The 15556-nt window shown below is 61.3% G+C and carries 15 protein-coding genes; 3 read left to right on the top strand and 12 right to left on the bottom strand.

Translation table 11 applies throughout. From position 1 onward, the window contains the following. Nucleotides 1-48 precede the first annotated feature (48 nt). Nucleotides 49-495: a DoxX family protein gene (locus tag ACQ7C1_RS09170; protein ID WP_430958051.1), complete on the top strand. Its 447-nt coding sequence runs from the start codon at nt 49-51 to the stop codon at nt 493-495. A gap of 84 nt (nt 496-579) precedes the next feature. Here ACQ7C1_RS09170 and ACQ7C1_RS09165 read toward each other — a convergent pair whose 3' ends face one another. The 7 genes from ACQ7C1_RS09165 to ACQ7C1_RS09135 form a co-directional block, all read right to left on the bottom strand. Further along, complete coding sequence (locus ACQ7C1_RS09165) at nt 580-753, bottom strand: DUF1328 domain-containing protein (RefSeq protein WP_004678026.1); 174 nt, start codon at nt 751-753, stop codon at nt 580-582. Between the two features lie 121 nt (nt 754-874). Then, on the bottom strand, nt 875-2302 hold the full coding sequence (locus ACQ7C1_RS09160; protein WP_430958050.1) for a gamma-aminobutyraldehyde dehydrogenase: 1428 nt from the start codon (nt 2300-2302) through the stop codon (nt 875-877). 13 nt (nt 2303-2315) lie between these two features. Beyond that, nucleotides 2316-3128 carry an ABC transporter permease gene (locus tag ACQ7C1_RS09155; protein WP_430958048.1) on the bottom strand — a complete coding sequence of 271 codons (813 nt, stop codon included), beginning with the start codon at nt 3126-3128 and terminating at the stop codon, nt 2316-2318. After that, nucleotides 3118-4080, bottom strand: coding sequence for an ABC transporter permease (locus tag ACQ7C1_RS09150; RefSeq protein WP_430958047.1), 963 nt, complete (start codon nt 4078-4080; stop codon nt 3118-3120). The genes ACQ7C1_RS09155 and ACQ7C1_RS09150 overlap by 11 nt, the downstream gene beginning before the upstream one ends. Then, on the bottom strand, nt 4077-5063 hold the full coding sequence (locus ACQ7C1_RS09145; RefSeq protein ID WP_430958046.1) for an ABC transporter ATP-binding protein: 987 nt from the start codon (nt 5061-5063) through the stop codon (nt 4077-4079). Before ACQ7C1_RS09145 ends, ACQ7C1_RS09150 begins: the two co-directional genes overlap by 4 nt. A 210-nt stretch (nt 5064-5273) precedes the next feature. After that, a complete protein-coding gene (locus ACQ7C1_RS09140) occupies nt 5274-6434 on the bottom strand; it encodes an ABC transporter substrate-binding protein (protein WP_430958045.1) in 1161 nt (386 codons plus the stop codon). A gap of 118 nt (nt 6435-6552) precedes the next feature. Continuing rightward, entirely contained in the window at nt 6553-7461 is a 909-nt protein-coding gene (locus ACQ7C1_RS09135; RefSeq protein ID WP_430958044.1) for a LysR family transcriptional regulator, read from the bottom strand. 179 nt (nt 7462-7640) lie between these two features. Here ACQ7C1_RS09135 and ACQ7C1_RS09130 point away from each other — a divergent pair, with 179 nt between their 5' ends. Further along, nucleotides 7641-8399, top strand: coding sequence for a hypothetical protein (locus ACQ7C1_RS09130; protein WP_430958043.1), 759 nt, complete (start codon nt 7641-7643; stop codon nt 8397-8399). Nucleotides 8400-8463: 64 nt separating this feature from the next. Here ACQ7C1_RS09130 and lysS read toward each other — a convergent pair whose 3' ends face one another. The 5 genes from lysS to ACQ7C1_RS09105 all read right to left on the bottom strand — a co-directional run bounded on the left by lysS (nt 8464) and on the right by ACQ7C1_RS09105 (nt 14174). Further along, nucleotides 8464-9960, bottom strand: coding sequence for a lysine--tRNA ligase (gene lysS / locus ACQ7C1_RS09125; RefSeq protein WP_430958042.1), 1497 nt, complete (start codon nt 9958-9960; stop codon nt 8464-8466). Nucleotides 9961-9982: 22 nt separating this feature from the next. Further along, entirely contained in the window at nt 9983-11449 is a 1467-nt protein-coding gene (gene gltX, locus ACQ7C1_RS09120) for a glutamate--tRNA ligase (RefSeq protein WP_085779528.1), read from the bottom strand. Nucleotides 11450-11692: 243 nt separating this feature from the next. Further along, nucleotides 11693-12442 carry a TerC family protein gene (locus ACQ7C1_RS09115; RefSeq protein WP_085779527.1) on the bottom strand — a complete coding sequence of 250 codons (750 nt, stop codon included), beginning with the start codon at nt 12440-12442 and terminating at the stop codon, nt 11693-11695. Nucleotides 12443-12549: 107 nt separating this feature from the next. Beyond that, on the bottom strand, nt 12550-13386 hold the full coding sequence (locus ACQ7C1_RS09110) for an AraC family transcriptional regulator (protein WP_430958041.1): 837 nt from the start codon (nt 13384-13386) through the stop codon (nt 12550-12552). A 107-nt stretch (nt 13387-13493) separates the two neighbouring features. Continuing rightward, entirely contained in the window at nt 13494-14174 is a 681-nt protein-coding gene (locus ACQ7C1_RS09105) for a TetR/AcrR family transcriptional regulator (RefSeq protein WP_430958040.1), read from the bottom strand. A gap of 151 nt (nt 14175-14325) precedes the next feature. Between ACQ7C1_RS09105 and ACQ7C1_RS09100 the strand changes: the two genes are divergently transcribed. After that, on the top strand, nt 14326-15540 hold the full coding sequence (locus tag ACQ7C1_RS09100) for an HlyD family secretion protein (RefSeq protein WP_430958039.1): 1215 nt from the start codon (nt 14326-14328) through the stop codon (nt 15538-15540). The last annotated feature ends 16 nt before the right edge of the window (nt 15541-15556 follow it).

Raw genomic sequence — 15556 nt, 5'->3', positions numbered from 1 at the left:
AACGCAGGGGCCACACGACTGGTCCACCTGCTCTGCAAAGCGGAGGGTATGATGAAGAGCGTCGCAAGCCGGTTCCGATCCGCCGACCTCGTTCTGCTTCTGGGCAGGCTTCTGCTGGCGCTGATTTTTCTGCACGAAGGCTCGTCTCTTGCGGCAGATCTCGGGTCGACCATCGACACCTTCGCGAACTTAGGGCTGTCGGCGCCGGTAGCCTTGGCCACCATCGCTCTTCAAATCGGCGCCGGCATTTCCGTTGCGGCGGGTTTCCTCGGTCGGCTGGGTGCCACGGCGCTGGCGCTCTTCTGCCTGGCGACCGCCTTTCTCTTTCATACGAACTTTACCAGCCAAAACGAACTCTTGCATTTCGAGAAGGACCTGGCGATTGCCGGCGGCATGTTCGTTCTCGCCGCTTCCGGAGCGGGTTCGGTATCGGTCGACAATCTGCTGAAAAGGCAGGCTAGCAGCCTTCATCCCTGGCTGAGGGCCATGCTGTAGCCAATTGCTGCAGGCTTTTGCGCGCCATGAACATTCCGCGGCTCTTCCGAGCCGCGGAATTGCTCCGGATTGGGCGGCGCCCGCTTACAAGACCGCCTGGCCGGCCATCAGCGCCAGAACCAGGAAGATCAGGAAGATCACCAGTGCAATACCGAAGAGCACGCGGGCGATGGTCGCGGTGGCGGCGGAGACGCCGGAGAAGCCAAAGAAGCCGGCGATGATCGAAATAACGAAGAATATCAGAGCCCATTTCAGCATGACATCATCCTTTGCGTTTGTCTGAAAAGACGCGGCAACCGGGAAATTGTTCCACGTCGCGCGAAATTGGACGATATTCCTGCTGTCGGCGTGGCTTCCATATCCTTGACGTTTTCGCCGGTCAGCCGTGATTGATCATCACATGGCGAACGGCGGTATAATCCTCCAGCGCATAGACGGACATGTCCTTGCCGTAACCCGACTGCTTGAGGCCGCCATGCGGCATCTCGTTGACCAGCATGAAATGCGTGTTGATCCAGGTGCAGCCATATTGCAGGCGGCCGGCGGTCTTCATGCCGCGGCCGATATCCCTGGTCCAGACCGAGGAGGCGAGGCCGTAATCGCTGTCGTTCGCCCAAGCGACGGCATCGTCAGCGTCGGAGAAGCGGGTGACGGAGACGACCGGGCCGAAGACCTCGCGGCGGACGATCTCGTCGTCCTGCAAGGCGCCCGCAATGACGGTCGGCGTGAAGAAGAAGCCTTTGTCGCCGGAGACCTTGCCGCCGGTGGTGATTTCCATGTGCTTGTGCTCGGAAGCGCGGGCGACGAAGCTTTCGACGCGGTCACGCTGGCGCCTGGAGATCAGCGGACCGATCTCGTTTTCGGTATCGTCGGCTTGGTTGAAGCGGATGCTTGAGACGGCCGAAGAGAGATCGGCAACGAAATTGTCGTAGACCTTGGCGTCGGCATAGATGCGGCAGGCCGCGGTGCAGTCCTGACCGGCATTGTAGTAACCGAAGGTGCGGATGCCTGACACGACGGCATCGATATCGGCGTCGTCGAAGACGATGACCGGGGCCTTGCCGCCAAGTTCCAGATGAGTGCGCTTGACGGTTTTGGCGGCGGCCTGCAGCACCTTCTTGCCGGTGGCGACATCGCCCGTGATCGAGATCATGTTGACTTTGGCGTGGTTGATCAGCGCATTGCCGACGCTTTCGCCGCGGCCGAGGATGACGTTGACCACGCCTTCGGGAAGGATGTCGGAAAGCAGCTTCGCCATCTTCAGCGCTGTCAGCGGCGTCTGTTCCGAGGGTTTGAAGACGACGGTGTTGCCGCCCGCGATTGCCGGCGCCAGCTTCCAGGCCATCATCATCAACGGATAGTTCCACGGCGCGATCGAGCCGACGATGCCGATCGGATCACGGCGGATCATCGAGGTGTGGCCGGGCAAGTATTCGCCGGCGGCCGGTCCGTGCAGGTTGCGCACTGCCCCCGCGAAGAAGCGGTAACAATCGACGATTGCCGGGATTTCATCGTTCAGCACTGAATTGATCGGCTTGCCGCAGTTCAGCGCTTCCAGCGCGGCGAAACCGGCGGCGTCCTTCTCGATAGCGTCGGCGATCTTCAGCAGGTAACTCGAGCGTTCGGAAGGCGTCGTCTGCGACCAGCTCTTGAAGGCTTTTTCGGCGGCATCGACGGCGGCATCGACCTGGGAAAGCGAGGCCTCGGGAAGGTCGATCACCGTCTCTCCGGTCCTCGGGTTCAGGATGTGCTCTTCCGTCTCCGTGCCTTTTTCGAAGCGGGAACCGATCAACATTTGCGTATCCATGATGTTCTCCCTGTTATTTGCCGGCACCGGCGATCTGGTCGCCGTCGCGGGTGAGGTAATAGGCTGCCAGAATCGGCAGGAAGGTGACCAGCACCACGACCATGGCGACCACATTGGTGACGGGGCGCTGGCGCGGGCGGATGAGTTCTTCGAGCATCCAGATCGGCAGCGTCGATTGCTGGCCGCCGGTGAAGGTGGTGACGATGACCTCATCGAAGGACAGGGCAAAAGCGAGCATGCCGCCGGCAAGCAGGGCAGTGCCGATATTCGGCAGGATGACATGGCGGAAGGTCTGGAAGCCATCGGCGCCGAGATCCATCGAAGCTTCGATCAGCGAGCCGGAGGTGCGGCGGAAGCGGGCGACGGCGTTGTTGTAGACGACCACCACGCAGAAAGTGGCGTGGCCGAGCACGATGGTCCAGACCGAGAACGGGATGTCGAAGAGGCTGAAGGCGGAGCGCAGCGCAATGCCGGTGATGATGCCGGGAAGCGCGATCGGCAGGATGACCAGCAGCGAGATCGCCTCGCGGCCGAAGAACTTCGTCTGGCTGACGGCAGCGGCACAGAGCGTGCCGAGGATCAGCGCGATCGCGGTGGCGATGACGGCGACCTGCACGGAAAGGCCGAGCGCCGACCAGACGTCGGGCCGGTTCCAAGCAACGGCGAACCATTGCAGCGTCAACCCGGGTGGCGGCCACTGATAGCTCTTCTCCTCCGTCGTGAAGGCATAGACGAAGATCAGCAGGATCGGCAGGTGCAGGAAAAGCAGCCCGCCGGCGGCGGCGATCTTCAAGGGCAGCGGCGATGTCTTGAGATCAGAGGGCATCGAAGGCCCCCAGTCTTTTGGCGAGCGACAGATAAAGCGCCATGATGACGATCGGCACGACCGAGAAGGCAGCCGCCAGCGGCACGTTGCCAGCCGTCCCCTGCTGCGCATAGACGGCCTGGCCGATGAACAGCCTGGAAGAGCCGATGATCTGCGGGATGATGTAATCGCCGAGTGTCAGCGAAAAGGTAAAAATCGAACCGGCGACGATGCCGGGGAGTGCCAGGGGCAGCAGCACGGTGCGGAATGTCTGGCGCGGGGTGGCGCCGAGATCCGCCGAGGCCTCAATCAGGTTGCCGGGCACACGCTCGAGGGCCGCCTGAGTCGGCAGGATCATGTAGGGCAGCCAGATATAGATGAAGACGATGAAGGTGCCGAGGTAGCTGACCGAAAGCGAATTGCCGCCGACGACGGGCAGGTTCAGGACGCCGTCGAGAAGCCAGGAGAGATGGAGCTGTTCGAAGATCCAGGTCAGGATGCCTTCTTTAGCGAGGATCAGCTTCCAGGCGTAGATCTTGACGAGATAACTCGACCAGAGCGGCAGCATGACGCCGAGATAAAACAGCACCTTCCATTTGCCCCGCGCATAACGGGCGGCGTAGTAGGCGATCGGGAAGGCGATGAGTGCGGAAGCGACGGTGACCAGCGCCGCCATTACGACGGTGCGGATAATGATGTCGAAATTCGTCGGGCTCAGAAGCTGGGCGTAGGTCGACAGCGTGAATTCGTAGTTCACCAGTCCGGAAAAATCGTCGATCGAGAAGAAACTCTGCAGAAGCAGGGCGATGAGCGAGCCGATATAGATGATGCCGAGCCAGAGCAGGGGCGGTGTCAGCATCAGGAACAGCAAAAGCTTCGGGTGCCGCCAGAAGGCATCCGACAGCCGGCCGAAGACGCCGCTGCGTCCCGGAAGGATCGATGTCTTGCCGTCGGAGATGATGAGTGCCGTCATGCCGCATCGTCCATGTAGTGGATATCGGCGGGCTGCCAGGCAAGCCGGATGCCGGCGCCGATATCCGGCACAGGCATGCCTGCCGGCAGCGTGACATGCAGCCGGCTGCCCTGCAGGTCGACGCTGAGACGGGTGGCGGCGCCGAGGAAGCTCGCATGCTCGACCTTCGCCTCGATGCCGTCACTTGCCAGCCGTATCGCCTCGGGGCGCAGGCTCGCCCAGCGTTTCTCGCCGCCGATCGCGGCCATCAGATCAGGCGCGATCACATTGGACGAGCCGACGAAATCGGCGACGAAACGGGTCTTCGGGCAGCGGTAGATATCCTGCGGCGTGCCGTGCTGGACGATATTGCCATTGTTGAAGACCGCGACGCGATCGGCCATGGACAGCGCCTCGCCCTGATCATGGGTGACGAAGACAAAGGTGATGCCGAGCGCGCGCTGCAGGCTCTTCAATTCCTCCTGCATCTGCTCCCGCAGCTTCAGGTCCAGCGCACCGAGCGGCTCATCGAGCAGCAGCACCTTCGGCTTGTTGACGAGGGCGCGGGCGAGCGCCACGCGCTGCCGCTGGCCGCCGGAGAGCTGGCCGGGGCGGCGGCCGCCATAACCCGGCAGTTTGACGAGCTCGAGGGCTTCTCCCGCCGCCTTCATCCGCTCCGCCTTGCCGACGCCCTTGACCATCAGCCCGTAGGCGACGTTGTCGAGGATGTTGAGATGCGGGAAGAGCGCGTAATCCTGGAATACGGTGTTGACGTTGCGCCGATAGGGCGGAACGCCGTCGGCCGTCTCGCCGAAGATCTGAATGTGGCCTGCTGTCGGCTGTTCGAAGCCGGCGATCAATCTGAGGCACGTCGTCTTGCCGGAGCCGGAGGGCCCGAGCATGGCAAAGAATTCGCCCGGCGCTATTTCGAGATCGACGCCGTCGACGGCGCGAACCTGGCCGAAATGGCGCGATACCTGTTGGAAGCGGACGGCTGACGTCATGGAAGGCTCCGGGTCTTTCAATAGGGGGCGTCGGTCGCGGCTTAAAAGACCCCGCCCCAAACCCCTCCCCACAAGGGGGAGGGCTTAATCTGCCGCATCCTCGCAAAGAACTCGGCGTTCAAGAGGAGCGAGGCGGTGCCACTTGTAGCCCCTCCCCCTTGTGGGGAGGGGTTGGGAAGGGGTCTTCAACCACACAAGCCGACTTGGCTATTACCGCCCGCCAATCACGCCGATGTAATCCGACACCCAGCGGTGATAGGGCACGCATTCGCTCTGCGTTGCGCATTTGGCGACCGGTGTTTTCCAGAACTTGATCTTGTCGAAGTGATCGAAGCCGTTGGTGGCGCAGCCGGTTTCTCCCATCAGCTCGTTGCCCTTGCAGGCAGCGGGAACGGAGGGCACGGCGCCGAACCAGGCGGCGGCGTCGCCCTGGACCTTGGCCTGCAGCGAATGTTCCATCCACATATAGGCGCAGTTCGGATGTTCGCTGTCGGCGTGCAGCATGGTCGTGTCGGCCCAGCCGGTGACGCCTTCATCCGGAAAGGTGGAGGCGATCTTCTGCTTGTCGGCCTGGAGCAGGTTGACCTGGAAGGGCCAGGAGCCGGAGGCGACGACGCCTTCGTTCTTGAAGTCGTCGATCTGGATCATCGCGTCGTGCCAGTAGCGTGAGACGAGCTTGCGCTGGCCGCGCAACAGGTCGAGGGCGGCCTTGTACTGGTCCTCGGTCAGTTCGTACGGGTCCTTGATGCCGAGATCGGGCTTATGGGCCATCAGATACATGGCCGCATCGGCGATATAGATCGCGCCGTCATAGGCCTGGACGCGGCCCTTGTTTGACTTGCCGTCCGGCAGGGTCTGCTCCTGGAAGACGACACCCCAGCTGGTCGGCGCCTTGTCCTTGAAGGCGTCGGTATTGTACATCAGTACGTTCGGCCCCCAGAGATAGGGCACGCCGTAATGCACGCCGCCGACGGTGTACCATGGGCCGTCCTGCAGGCGCTTGTCGACATTCTTGAAGCTCGGGATCAGATCGGTATTGATCGGCTGGACACGCTTGCCGGCGATGAGGCGAAGCGACGCGTCGCCGGATGCGGTGACGAGATCGAAGCCACCTTCGTTCATCAGCGACACCATCTCATCGGATGTGGCGGCAGTCTTGACTGAGACCTTGCAGCCGGTTTCCTTTTCGAAGCCGGTAACCCAGTCGTAATTCTTGTCGGTTTCGCCGCGTTCGATGTAGCCGGCCCAGGCGACGATGCTGACCGCGCCTTCGCCCTTACCCAAGGCCTTCAGCGGTTCGGCGGCGACCACCTGTGTCGCGAAGCTCAGGCAGGCGAGCGCTGCCGTGCAGGATTTCAAGAGATTCGTCATCTGCGTCTCCCGGTTTGGTGCCACTTCTGTGGCGATTTGTTCCCGGTTGAAAAGGTGACGCCAAAAGCCCGGTTTCGCAAATTCATTTATCAGAAAGGCGATATCGGAAATCCCGATATCAGCGGAGCCGGCCGGACCGCATGGTTTCGGCGATGCCGACGAAATCGCGCGCAGCCTGCGGCAGGCTGGAGCCCTTCCGCCAGACCATCCCCACCTGGACGACCGGCAGTGAGCCGGAGACGTCGCGGCTCTCGATGCGGTCGCCTTCGAGCGACCAGGGTCGGTAGACAAGATCGGGAAGCAGCGCCACGCCGGCGCCTGTGGCGACCAGGCTGCGCACCGCTTCCACCGAGCGGGTGCGGAAGGCGACATGCGGGCGGGCGCCGAGTGCGGAGAGCAGTTTGCCGGTATTCTCCTCGATCTCGTCGACCGTCAGCATGATCAGCGGTTCGCGGGCGATATCGGCGACAGAGATGATATCGGCCGACACCAGCGGATGGCCCATCGGCAGCCAGAGGCGATAGGGCGAGGTTTCGAGGATTTCCGCCTGGAGCGCCATGCGGTCGCGGAGATTGGATATCACCATCACCGCCACGTCGAGTTCGCCGCCGACCAGCAGATGTTCGAGATAGCCGCCATTGTCCTCGATGGCGCTGACTTCGATGCCCGGGCAGGCGCGCCGGTATCGCGCCAGCAGATCGGAGAGAACGTAGCCGGCGACAAGCGAGGTGACGCCGATATTCAACGTGCCGGAGAGGGTACTCTGCTGGCCGGAGAAGCTAGTCCGCGCATCGGAGACGGAGGCGAGAATCTTGGTCGCGTGACGGAGGAACTGATGTCCGTTGTGGGTAATCGTCAGGCCGCGCGGATGGCGCTCGAAGAGTTCGACGCCGAGATCGTTTTCGAGCTCCTTCAGCGCTTCCGTCACCGAGGATTGCGAGATCGAAAGGTTCTGCGCGGCTCGTGTCACCGAACCCTGTTCGGCGACGGCCACGAAATATTGGATCTGGCGAAGCGTGAAGGCCATGGGTGTTTAGAGCATGGCGGAATGTGCCGTGGCAAGCAGCCGAAAAATTCGGACCTTTTTTGGGATTTTCCTGAAATGGAGCGAGCACGGCGCGCCCACTTAAACTTTCCGAAACGTCATTTCCCTAGCATTCTCAGCACCTGTCCTGCGTTGGAGTTTGAGATGGCGGAGCAGTTGGCGTGAAGGCCTTACTGCGCATATTCCGGCCTTCCCGGAAATTGGCAATCATCATCGGCGGAGTCGCGCTTCTGGCGGGCGTTTCCGGCGGCGCGGCGCTGTATGTCGGCAAGGACAGGCTGATCGGCGTCTCCAGTGGCGGCGCGCTCGAATGCAGCGACGTCAACCTTGTGACGATCAGAAAGCAGGATCATGTCTGGGTGCGGAAATACATCAAGACCGAACCGACCGACGGGATGACGCGGGTCAGGACCGCGCTCCGTGTCGCCCAGGCCGTCTATGCCGCGCAGAAACCGGATCTGGTACAGGTGGTGGTGCTTGATGAGAACGGCCCAACGCTGCGCGCCGATATTCGCGGCCGGGCGATAGGCGCCGATGTCGTCTTCATCCCGCATCCCGACAAGACCGTTCCCGGCCTCGACGACAAGCGCTATACGGCGCGCTACTACGACGGCAAGGCCAGCGAAAACGGATTGTTCTTCGGCGAGCGTATCGAACTGCCGGCCGATGAGATCGCCATGATTAGCGCTGGCTTCAAGGATCCGGAGGATTGCGTCGATCCGGTCGCCGTCGCCTCGACCAAGGGCGAGGCGACGGGCAAGAAGATTGAGGAGAAGGACAAGAAGGCCGAGGGCGGGGGACATGGCGCGGCACCGGCTGCCGAAAGCGAACCGGCGCCAGCTGCCGAGGGCGACGGCGCCGATGTAGTGGCCGAAGCGCCGGCCGAAGAACCGTCGGCGGAAGCCGCCAAGACCCACTGAACAGGCATATGAAAAAGCGGAGCGCCGGCCGGCAGTCCGCTTTGATCAACCTGCATCTTTCCTGTCAGTCGGCCTTGCTGCGGCGGGCCGGGAAGAGGATGACGTCGCGGATCGACGGCGCGTTGGTCAGAAGCATGATCAGACGGTCGACGCCGATGCCGAGGCCACCAGCCGGCGGCATGCCCTGGTCGATCGCGTCCAGGAATTCGTCGTCCAGCTGCTTTTCCTTTTCGCCGCGGGCATGCGCCTGCTCGAGCTGCTCGACCATGCGGCGGCGCTGTTCCTCGGGATCGTTGAGTTCCGAGAAGGCGTTGCCGAGTTCCCAGGCATTGCAATAGGTCTCGAAGCGTTCGACAAGCCGCGGCTCGCCCGGCACTTCCTTGGCGAAGGGCGAGATGTCCTTCGGGAAATGCGTGACGTGGGCCGGCTGGATCAGCGTCGCTTCCACCTTTTCCTCGAAGATGAAGGCGAGGCATTCGCCCCAGGTCCAGTCCTTCTCGACCGCAAAGCCGGCAGCCTTGGCGGCGGCGCGGGCTTCCTCGTCGGTCTTGATGGCGAGGAAATCGATGCCGGTTGCTTCCTTGACGGCATCCGGCATCGGCACACGCTTGAACGGGCCCTTGAAGGAGAGGCGCTTTTCGACGAAGTCGAATTCCGTCGTGCCATGAATGGAGAGCGCCAGGGTCTCGAACAGCCGCTCGACGAGGTCCATCATGTCCTCGTAATCGGCATAGGCCCAGTAGCACTCCATCATGGTGAATTCGGGATTGTGGCGGGTGGAGACGCCTTCGTTGCGGAAGTTCCGGTTGATCTCGAAGACCTTGTCGGTGAGGCCAGAGACCAGCGTACGCTTCAGGAACAGTTCCGGCGCGATGCGCAGATACATGTCGAGCTTCAGCGTGTTGTGATGCGTCTTGAACGGCTCGGCGGTGGCGCCGCCATAGACGGAATGCAGCATCGGCGTCTCGACTTCCATGAAGCCGTCATTCTCCATGAAACGGCGGATCCCGGAGACGATCTTCGAGCGCTGCTGGAAGCGCAGCTTCGAATCCTCGTTGGTCATGATGTCGAGATGGCGCTTGCGGTAACGCAGCTCGATATCGGAGAGACCGTGCCACTTCTCGGGCATCGGCAGCAGCGACTTCGTCAGCATTTCGATTTTCTGCGCGTTGATCGTCAGCTCGCCGCGCTTGGTGCGGCGCACGATGCCGGTGACACCGATGATGTCGCCGATATCGATCATCGGCAGCAGGGCGCGGGCCTCTTCCGGCGTCGTGTCCTTGTGGCTGAAGATCTGGATCTTGCCGGAGGCGTCATGGATATCCATGAACATGCCGGAATTGCGCGAGGAATAGACGCGGCCGGCGACGGTGACGACATCCTGCGTCTCGACGTCGGGTTCCAGAGATTCATACTTGGCGCCAAGCTCAGCATTGGTCAGCGTCCGGTGAAAATGCGCCGGATATACATCGCCGATCTGCGCGCGCAGCAGCTTGAGCTTCTGGGCGCGCACCTCGGTCGCGTCGGAGGAAAGGGTGTTTTCGGTCTTGTTGTCAGCCACTGTCGAAATCCTCTGACTTTTCTTATTTCGAGCCGACGAGGGCGGCGACCGCCTGTGCTGCGAGCTTCAGGCGCTGGCGCACGACGGAGCGGCCGAGCAGCGCCATGGAATCGAAGAGTGGCAGCGAACGCGACGAGCCGGAGACGGCGACGAAGAGCGGTGCCACCACGACCTTCAGCTTTTTGCCCATGCGGTCGGCGACGGCGCGCAGCTCCGCCTCGATCGTCTCGACATTCCATTCCAGGATCTTTTCGAGATCGGGCTGGACGGTGTTGAGGATCTCTAGGATCTCTTCCGGCGGCGATTTGATCTTGGCGAAATCGGACGGCTGCAGGCTAAGATCGGATTTCAGCAGGAAGCCTGCTAGATCGGGCAGTTCGCCGAGCTTGGAAATGCGCGTCTGCGACAGGCGCAGGCCGGCCTTCAGGCGATCGTTCTCCATCGCCCAGGTCAGTACGCGCGCCTGGAATTCCTCCTCGGAGAGCTTCTCGCGGATCCAGCGGCCGTTCAGCCAGTCGAGCTTCTGAATGTCGAAGATCGCGCCTGCTTTGGAGAGATTGTCCGGATCGAACTTTTCGGACAGTTCTTCCATCGTCAGAAGCTCTTCGCCTTCGGCGATCTGGATGAAGAACAAGCCGAGGAAGTTCATCAGCGCCTCGGGGATATAACCGAGCGCGGAATAATAGGAGATCGAGGTTGGGTTCTTGCGCTTCGACAGCTTCGACTTGTCGGCGTTGCGCATCAACGATAGATGCATGAAGACCGGCTGCTCCCAGCCGAAATAGCGATAGAGCAGGATGTGCTTCGGCACCGACGCCAGCCATTCCTCGCCGCGCGCCACATGGGTGATCTTCATCAGATGATCGTCGATAACATTGGCCATGTGATAGGTCGGCATGCCGTCGGCCTTGATGAGGACCTGCATGTCGACGGAATCCCACGGAATGGAGACGTCGCCGTAGACGCCGTCGGTAAAGTCGCACGAGCCTTCGGCCGGGATCTTCATGCGGATGACGGTGCTTTCGCCGGCCGCCATGCGCGAGGTGACTTCTTCGGCCGTGAGGTTCAGGCAGAGACCGTCGTATTTCGGCGGCTTGCCGTCGGCGCGCTGCGCCTCGCGCATCTGCTCCAGCCGCGCAGGCGTGCAGAAACAGCGGAAGGCATGGCCATTGTCCAGCAGTTCCTGTGCATAGGGCTGGTACATCGGCTTGCGGTCGGACTGGCGATAAGGGCCGTAGGGGCCGCCGATATCGGGGCCTTCCTTCCATTCCAGCCCGCACCATTTCAGCGCGTCCAGCACCTTGGTCTCGAATTCCGGGGTCGAGCGCGTCGCATCGGTATCTTCGATGCGCAGGATGAACTCGCCACCGTGCTTCTTGGCAAAGAGGTAGTTGAAGAGAGCGATATAAGCGGTGCCGACATGCGGCTCGCCGGTCGGCGAGGGAGCGATGCGGACGCGGACGCCGGAAGCTGTCCCGGAATTTGTCATTGTATGTGCCCGTCAATGAATGCCGGACTGCTTTCACGGGAAAGCGACGTTCGGCCGGAAGGATGCAGATATCTTCATCGGCAAACCGGCCGAAAAAGGGCATTCGCCCGCACCATTCGCCGATCGTCCGTTCGGCTGGCCTTAGGCCATATTCAACCGGGCGCGTCAAGAAAAACCGCGTCCGCAACGGCTTGCGGACGCTGAGAAGGTGCGCCGGTTGCGGCGCACGCTCCCGTATCTGCCTCAGTGCGCGCCTTCGCGTTTCCGCTTGCGGGCGTTGCGTGCGAACATGTTCAGCACCTCGACCAGCGCCGAGAAGGCCATGGCGGCGTAGACGTAGCCCTTCGGCACGTGGAAGCCCATGCCTTCGGCGATCAGCGTCGTGCCGATCATCAGCAAGAAGGCGAGCGCCAGCATGACGATCGTCGGATTTCTTTCGATGAAGTTGGCGAGCGGGGTCGCGGCAACCAGCATGACGGTCACAGCGGCAATGACGGCGATCACCATAATCGGCAGATGCGGCGTCATGCCGACGGCGGTGATGATGCTGTCGACGGAGAAGACTAGGTCGAGCAGCAGGATCTGACCGATCGCCGATGCAAAGCCTGTCGTTGCCGACGTGGCGATGAAATCTTCCTGATGGTCTACGGGGTCGACGCTGTGGTGAATTTCCTTGGTGGCTTTCCAGACGAGGAACAGGCCGCCGGCGATCAGGATCAGGTCCTTCCATGAGAAGCCGTGGCCGAAGGCTTCAAACAGCGGTTCGGTCAGTTGCACGATCCAGGCAACGGTGCCGAGCAAGGCCAGACGCATGATGAGGGCAAGGCCGATGCCGATCCGGCGAGCTCTCTCGCGGTGCTCAGGAGGCAGTTTGTTGGTCAGAATGGAAATGAAGATCAGGTTGTCGATCCCGAGAACGACTTCCATCACCACCAGTGTGATGAGCGCCACCCAGGCGGCCGGGTCCTGAATGAGCGTCATGATATCCTGCATCAGCGTATATCCTCTTTGGCGTCACATGATGGAACGACGCGCGCAATGTAATGGCGCCTGCCGTCCGGACAAGCGCCACAAGCGGGTATACGAAACTGATATGATCTTTATTCCCTTACAGGTAGCCAGATTTCGGTGACGCCCATGCCGGTATAGGGATCGAAGCGCTCGTCGTAACATTCGAACATGTCGGGTGTCTCGCCATGTTCCAGGCCTGAGCTTGGCCACCATGTGCCGAAAATCCGGTTCATGGTCAGGGAAATGCCGGAGACGTGGCCGCGATGGGTGAAGACGGCGTAGCGCTGTCCCGGAAGCTTGAGCGTCGTAAACTCCGCGGGCAAGTCGCCGGCGTCGGAAATCTCGGCTGCGGCCATGTAGCGGAATTTCTCCTCCTCGCCGATATGTCTGCAGATGCCATAGGCGACATTGCCTTTCTGGCCTGGAATATGCCCGAAATGGGTATTGAACTTTTGCCAAAGCGAGGGGATGGCGGCATTGTCGCCATAAGGGTAGGTCTCCTGCAGGCCGGCAAAGAGCATTGGTTGAAGAGTCTCGAAACGGGGTGGTTCGAGGTCGTTGAGGTGGTCGGTATCCATTCGGATCGGCTCCAATAAAACAAGGTTACGGGCGTGTCCCTGTCTGCGCACAGCATCCGGCGTCATGCCGAACTGCTCGCGGAAGGCACGGGTGAAAGCTTCGTGCGAGCCGTAGCCCGCGCAAAGCGCAACCTCGAGAATGGTGGATGAGCCGGTGACCAATGCGGGCACGGCGCGGCTGAGGCGCCGTCCTCTCATGTAGCTGCTGATCGAGTGGCCGGTGACGAGCCCGAAGACGCGCGACAGATGGTAGCGCGACAATCCGGCTGCGTCCGATATCTCTTCCAGCGATATATCGCTTTCGAAATGGCTCTCTATGAACCAGATCGCCCGTGCGATGGCGTTCATCTTCATTCCCCTGGTTGCGGCTCCTTCATTAGAGAAAAGCCGGCAGCCGGGTTTGATCGTCCTTGCGGAGTTTTGGCCGAAGGGGAGCGGCAGTCAAGGATACGGGATTAAGCAGTCTCGTGCCGGCGCGCGCCGTAGGCTGCCATGAAGACCTTGATCGCACCGCGGATGACGCGGTCGATTTCCTCACGAGTCGGCGGTTCTTCCATGCTGCCGAACAGGCGGAGCTTGAAGAAGCTGCCGCTGGCAAGATCGAGAAACTGGCCGGCGGCAAGATCGATGTCGTCGATCTCGAGCCGGCCTTCGGCGACATGCTGTTCCAAAAAATCGCGCATGATCGTGCGCAGGTTTACCGGGCCCTTGAAAAAGCGTTGACAGAGTACCGGCATGCGGTCGCGAACGCCGAGAACGGTGCGCATCGCGCTGATGACCTTCTCATCGGTCATGTGGGTGACGAAGCTTATCCCGAATTCGTACAGGCCGGATTCGGGGTCATCATGCTCGGCAAGGGCCGTGCGCACGGCCGCCACGAAGGCGGCGCGCTCGGTCTCGATCATCGCCGAAAACAGCTCTTCCTTGTTGGTGAAATAGACGTAGAGCGTTCCCTTGGACACGCCAGCTTCGCGCGTTACGTCGTTCATGCTGGCGGCGTCGAAGCCCATTTTCATGAAGACTCGCTTGGCGCCGGCAAGAATTTGCTGGCGCTTGGCCGGGTCTTCGCCCGCGGCAAATCGGCCCCCGGCGGCGGGAGGACTGAATACGGCGGCGTGGTCGGGTTTTAGCGTCATGTCTCCTTAACCGTGTTCACGGTTTCACAACTTCCTTAAAAGAAATCGAACCGATTGGTTCTATACATCTTGATATGACGATAAAACAGGTTTATGTCAACTGAACCGAACCGTTCAGTTCGATTATTACTCCAAGATCGGTAGAGTGGCCATGTCGAGCAACCAGAAGAGCAACGTCGCGCGTATCGTCAGCGAAAACGCCGAAGCCGAAGAGGCAAAGGTCGCGGTCATTGCCGAGGCGCCGACGGCGGAAGCCCTGGAAAAGCCGGCTGCTCCCGCACAGTCAGTCCCGGCCCAGGGGCCAGTTGCTGCTCCTGCTACGGCAAAGAAGCGCCGCAGCCCGGTGCTGCCGATCGTCGTGCTTGCCCTGCTTGCGGGCGGCGGCTGGTACGGATACGAATGGTGGATGAACGGCCGGTTCATGGTGTCGACCGACGACGCCTATATCGAAGGTGATATCGCGACCATCTCGCCGAAGGTTACCGGCTATGTCGCGAAGGTGAATGTTGTCGCCAACCAGGAAGTCAAGGCAGGCGACGTTCTCGCTACCCTTGATAACGGCGACTACCAGAATGCCCTCGATCAGGCGAATGCCCAGATTGCGACCGAGCAGCTTTCGCTAAGCCGTATTGATGCGCAGATGGAAGGGGCCAAGGCAAGCCTTGTGCAGGCCCAGGCCCAGAAGACTGCCCTCGAAGCCACGGTTCGTGGCGCGGAAATCAAGCAAAAGCGCCAGAGCGACCTGCAGGCAAAGTCGGTCGGCACCACCGCGGATCTCGATGATGCCAATACCGCACTCGATCAGGCCAAGGCCAATCTTGCCGGCGGCGACGCCAATATCATGGCGGCGCAGGCCAATATTGCCATCCTCGAAGCCCAGCGCAGGGAAGCGGAAGGTTCCGTCCGCACGCTTGAAATCCAGCGTGACAAGGCCGCCCGCGACCTCTCCTTCACCGTGCTCAAGGCGCCTTATGACGGCATCGTCGGCAACCGCTCTGTCCAGGAAGGCGATCTCGTCTCGCCCGGCCAGCGCCTGATGGCGCTCGTTCCGGTGCGCCAGCTTTATATCGACGCCAATTTCAAGGAAACGCAGATCCAGCATCTCGTTCCAGGCTCGAAGGTCAGCGTCCATGTCGATGCCTATGACGACCATCCGATCGTCGGCACCGTCGAATCGATCTCGCCGGCCTCCGGTTCGGTCTTTTCGCTGCTGCCGCCGGAAAATGCCACGGGCAACTTCACCAAGGTGATTCAGCGCGTGCCGGTGCGCATCGCGCTGCCGCAGGATGCGCTCGACAGCGGCCGTCTGCGCGCGGGCCTCAGCGTCGTGGTCGACGTTGATACTCGCACGGCGCCGAACAAGTGAGCCTCTAACAAGGCGG

Origin of the sequence: Rhizobium sp. Nf11,1, assembly GCF_050587665.1 — a bacterium.
Classification (GTDB): Bacteria; Pseudomonadota; Alphaproteobacteria; order Rhizobiales; family Rhizobiaceae; genus Rhizobium.
Note: the sequence above shows the minus strand (reverse complement) of the source record. Positions and strands in the feature narration are given on the sequence as shown.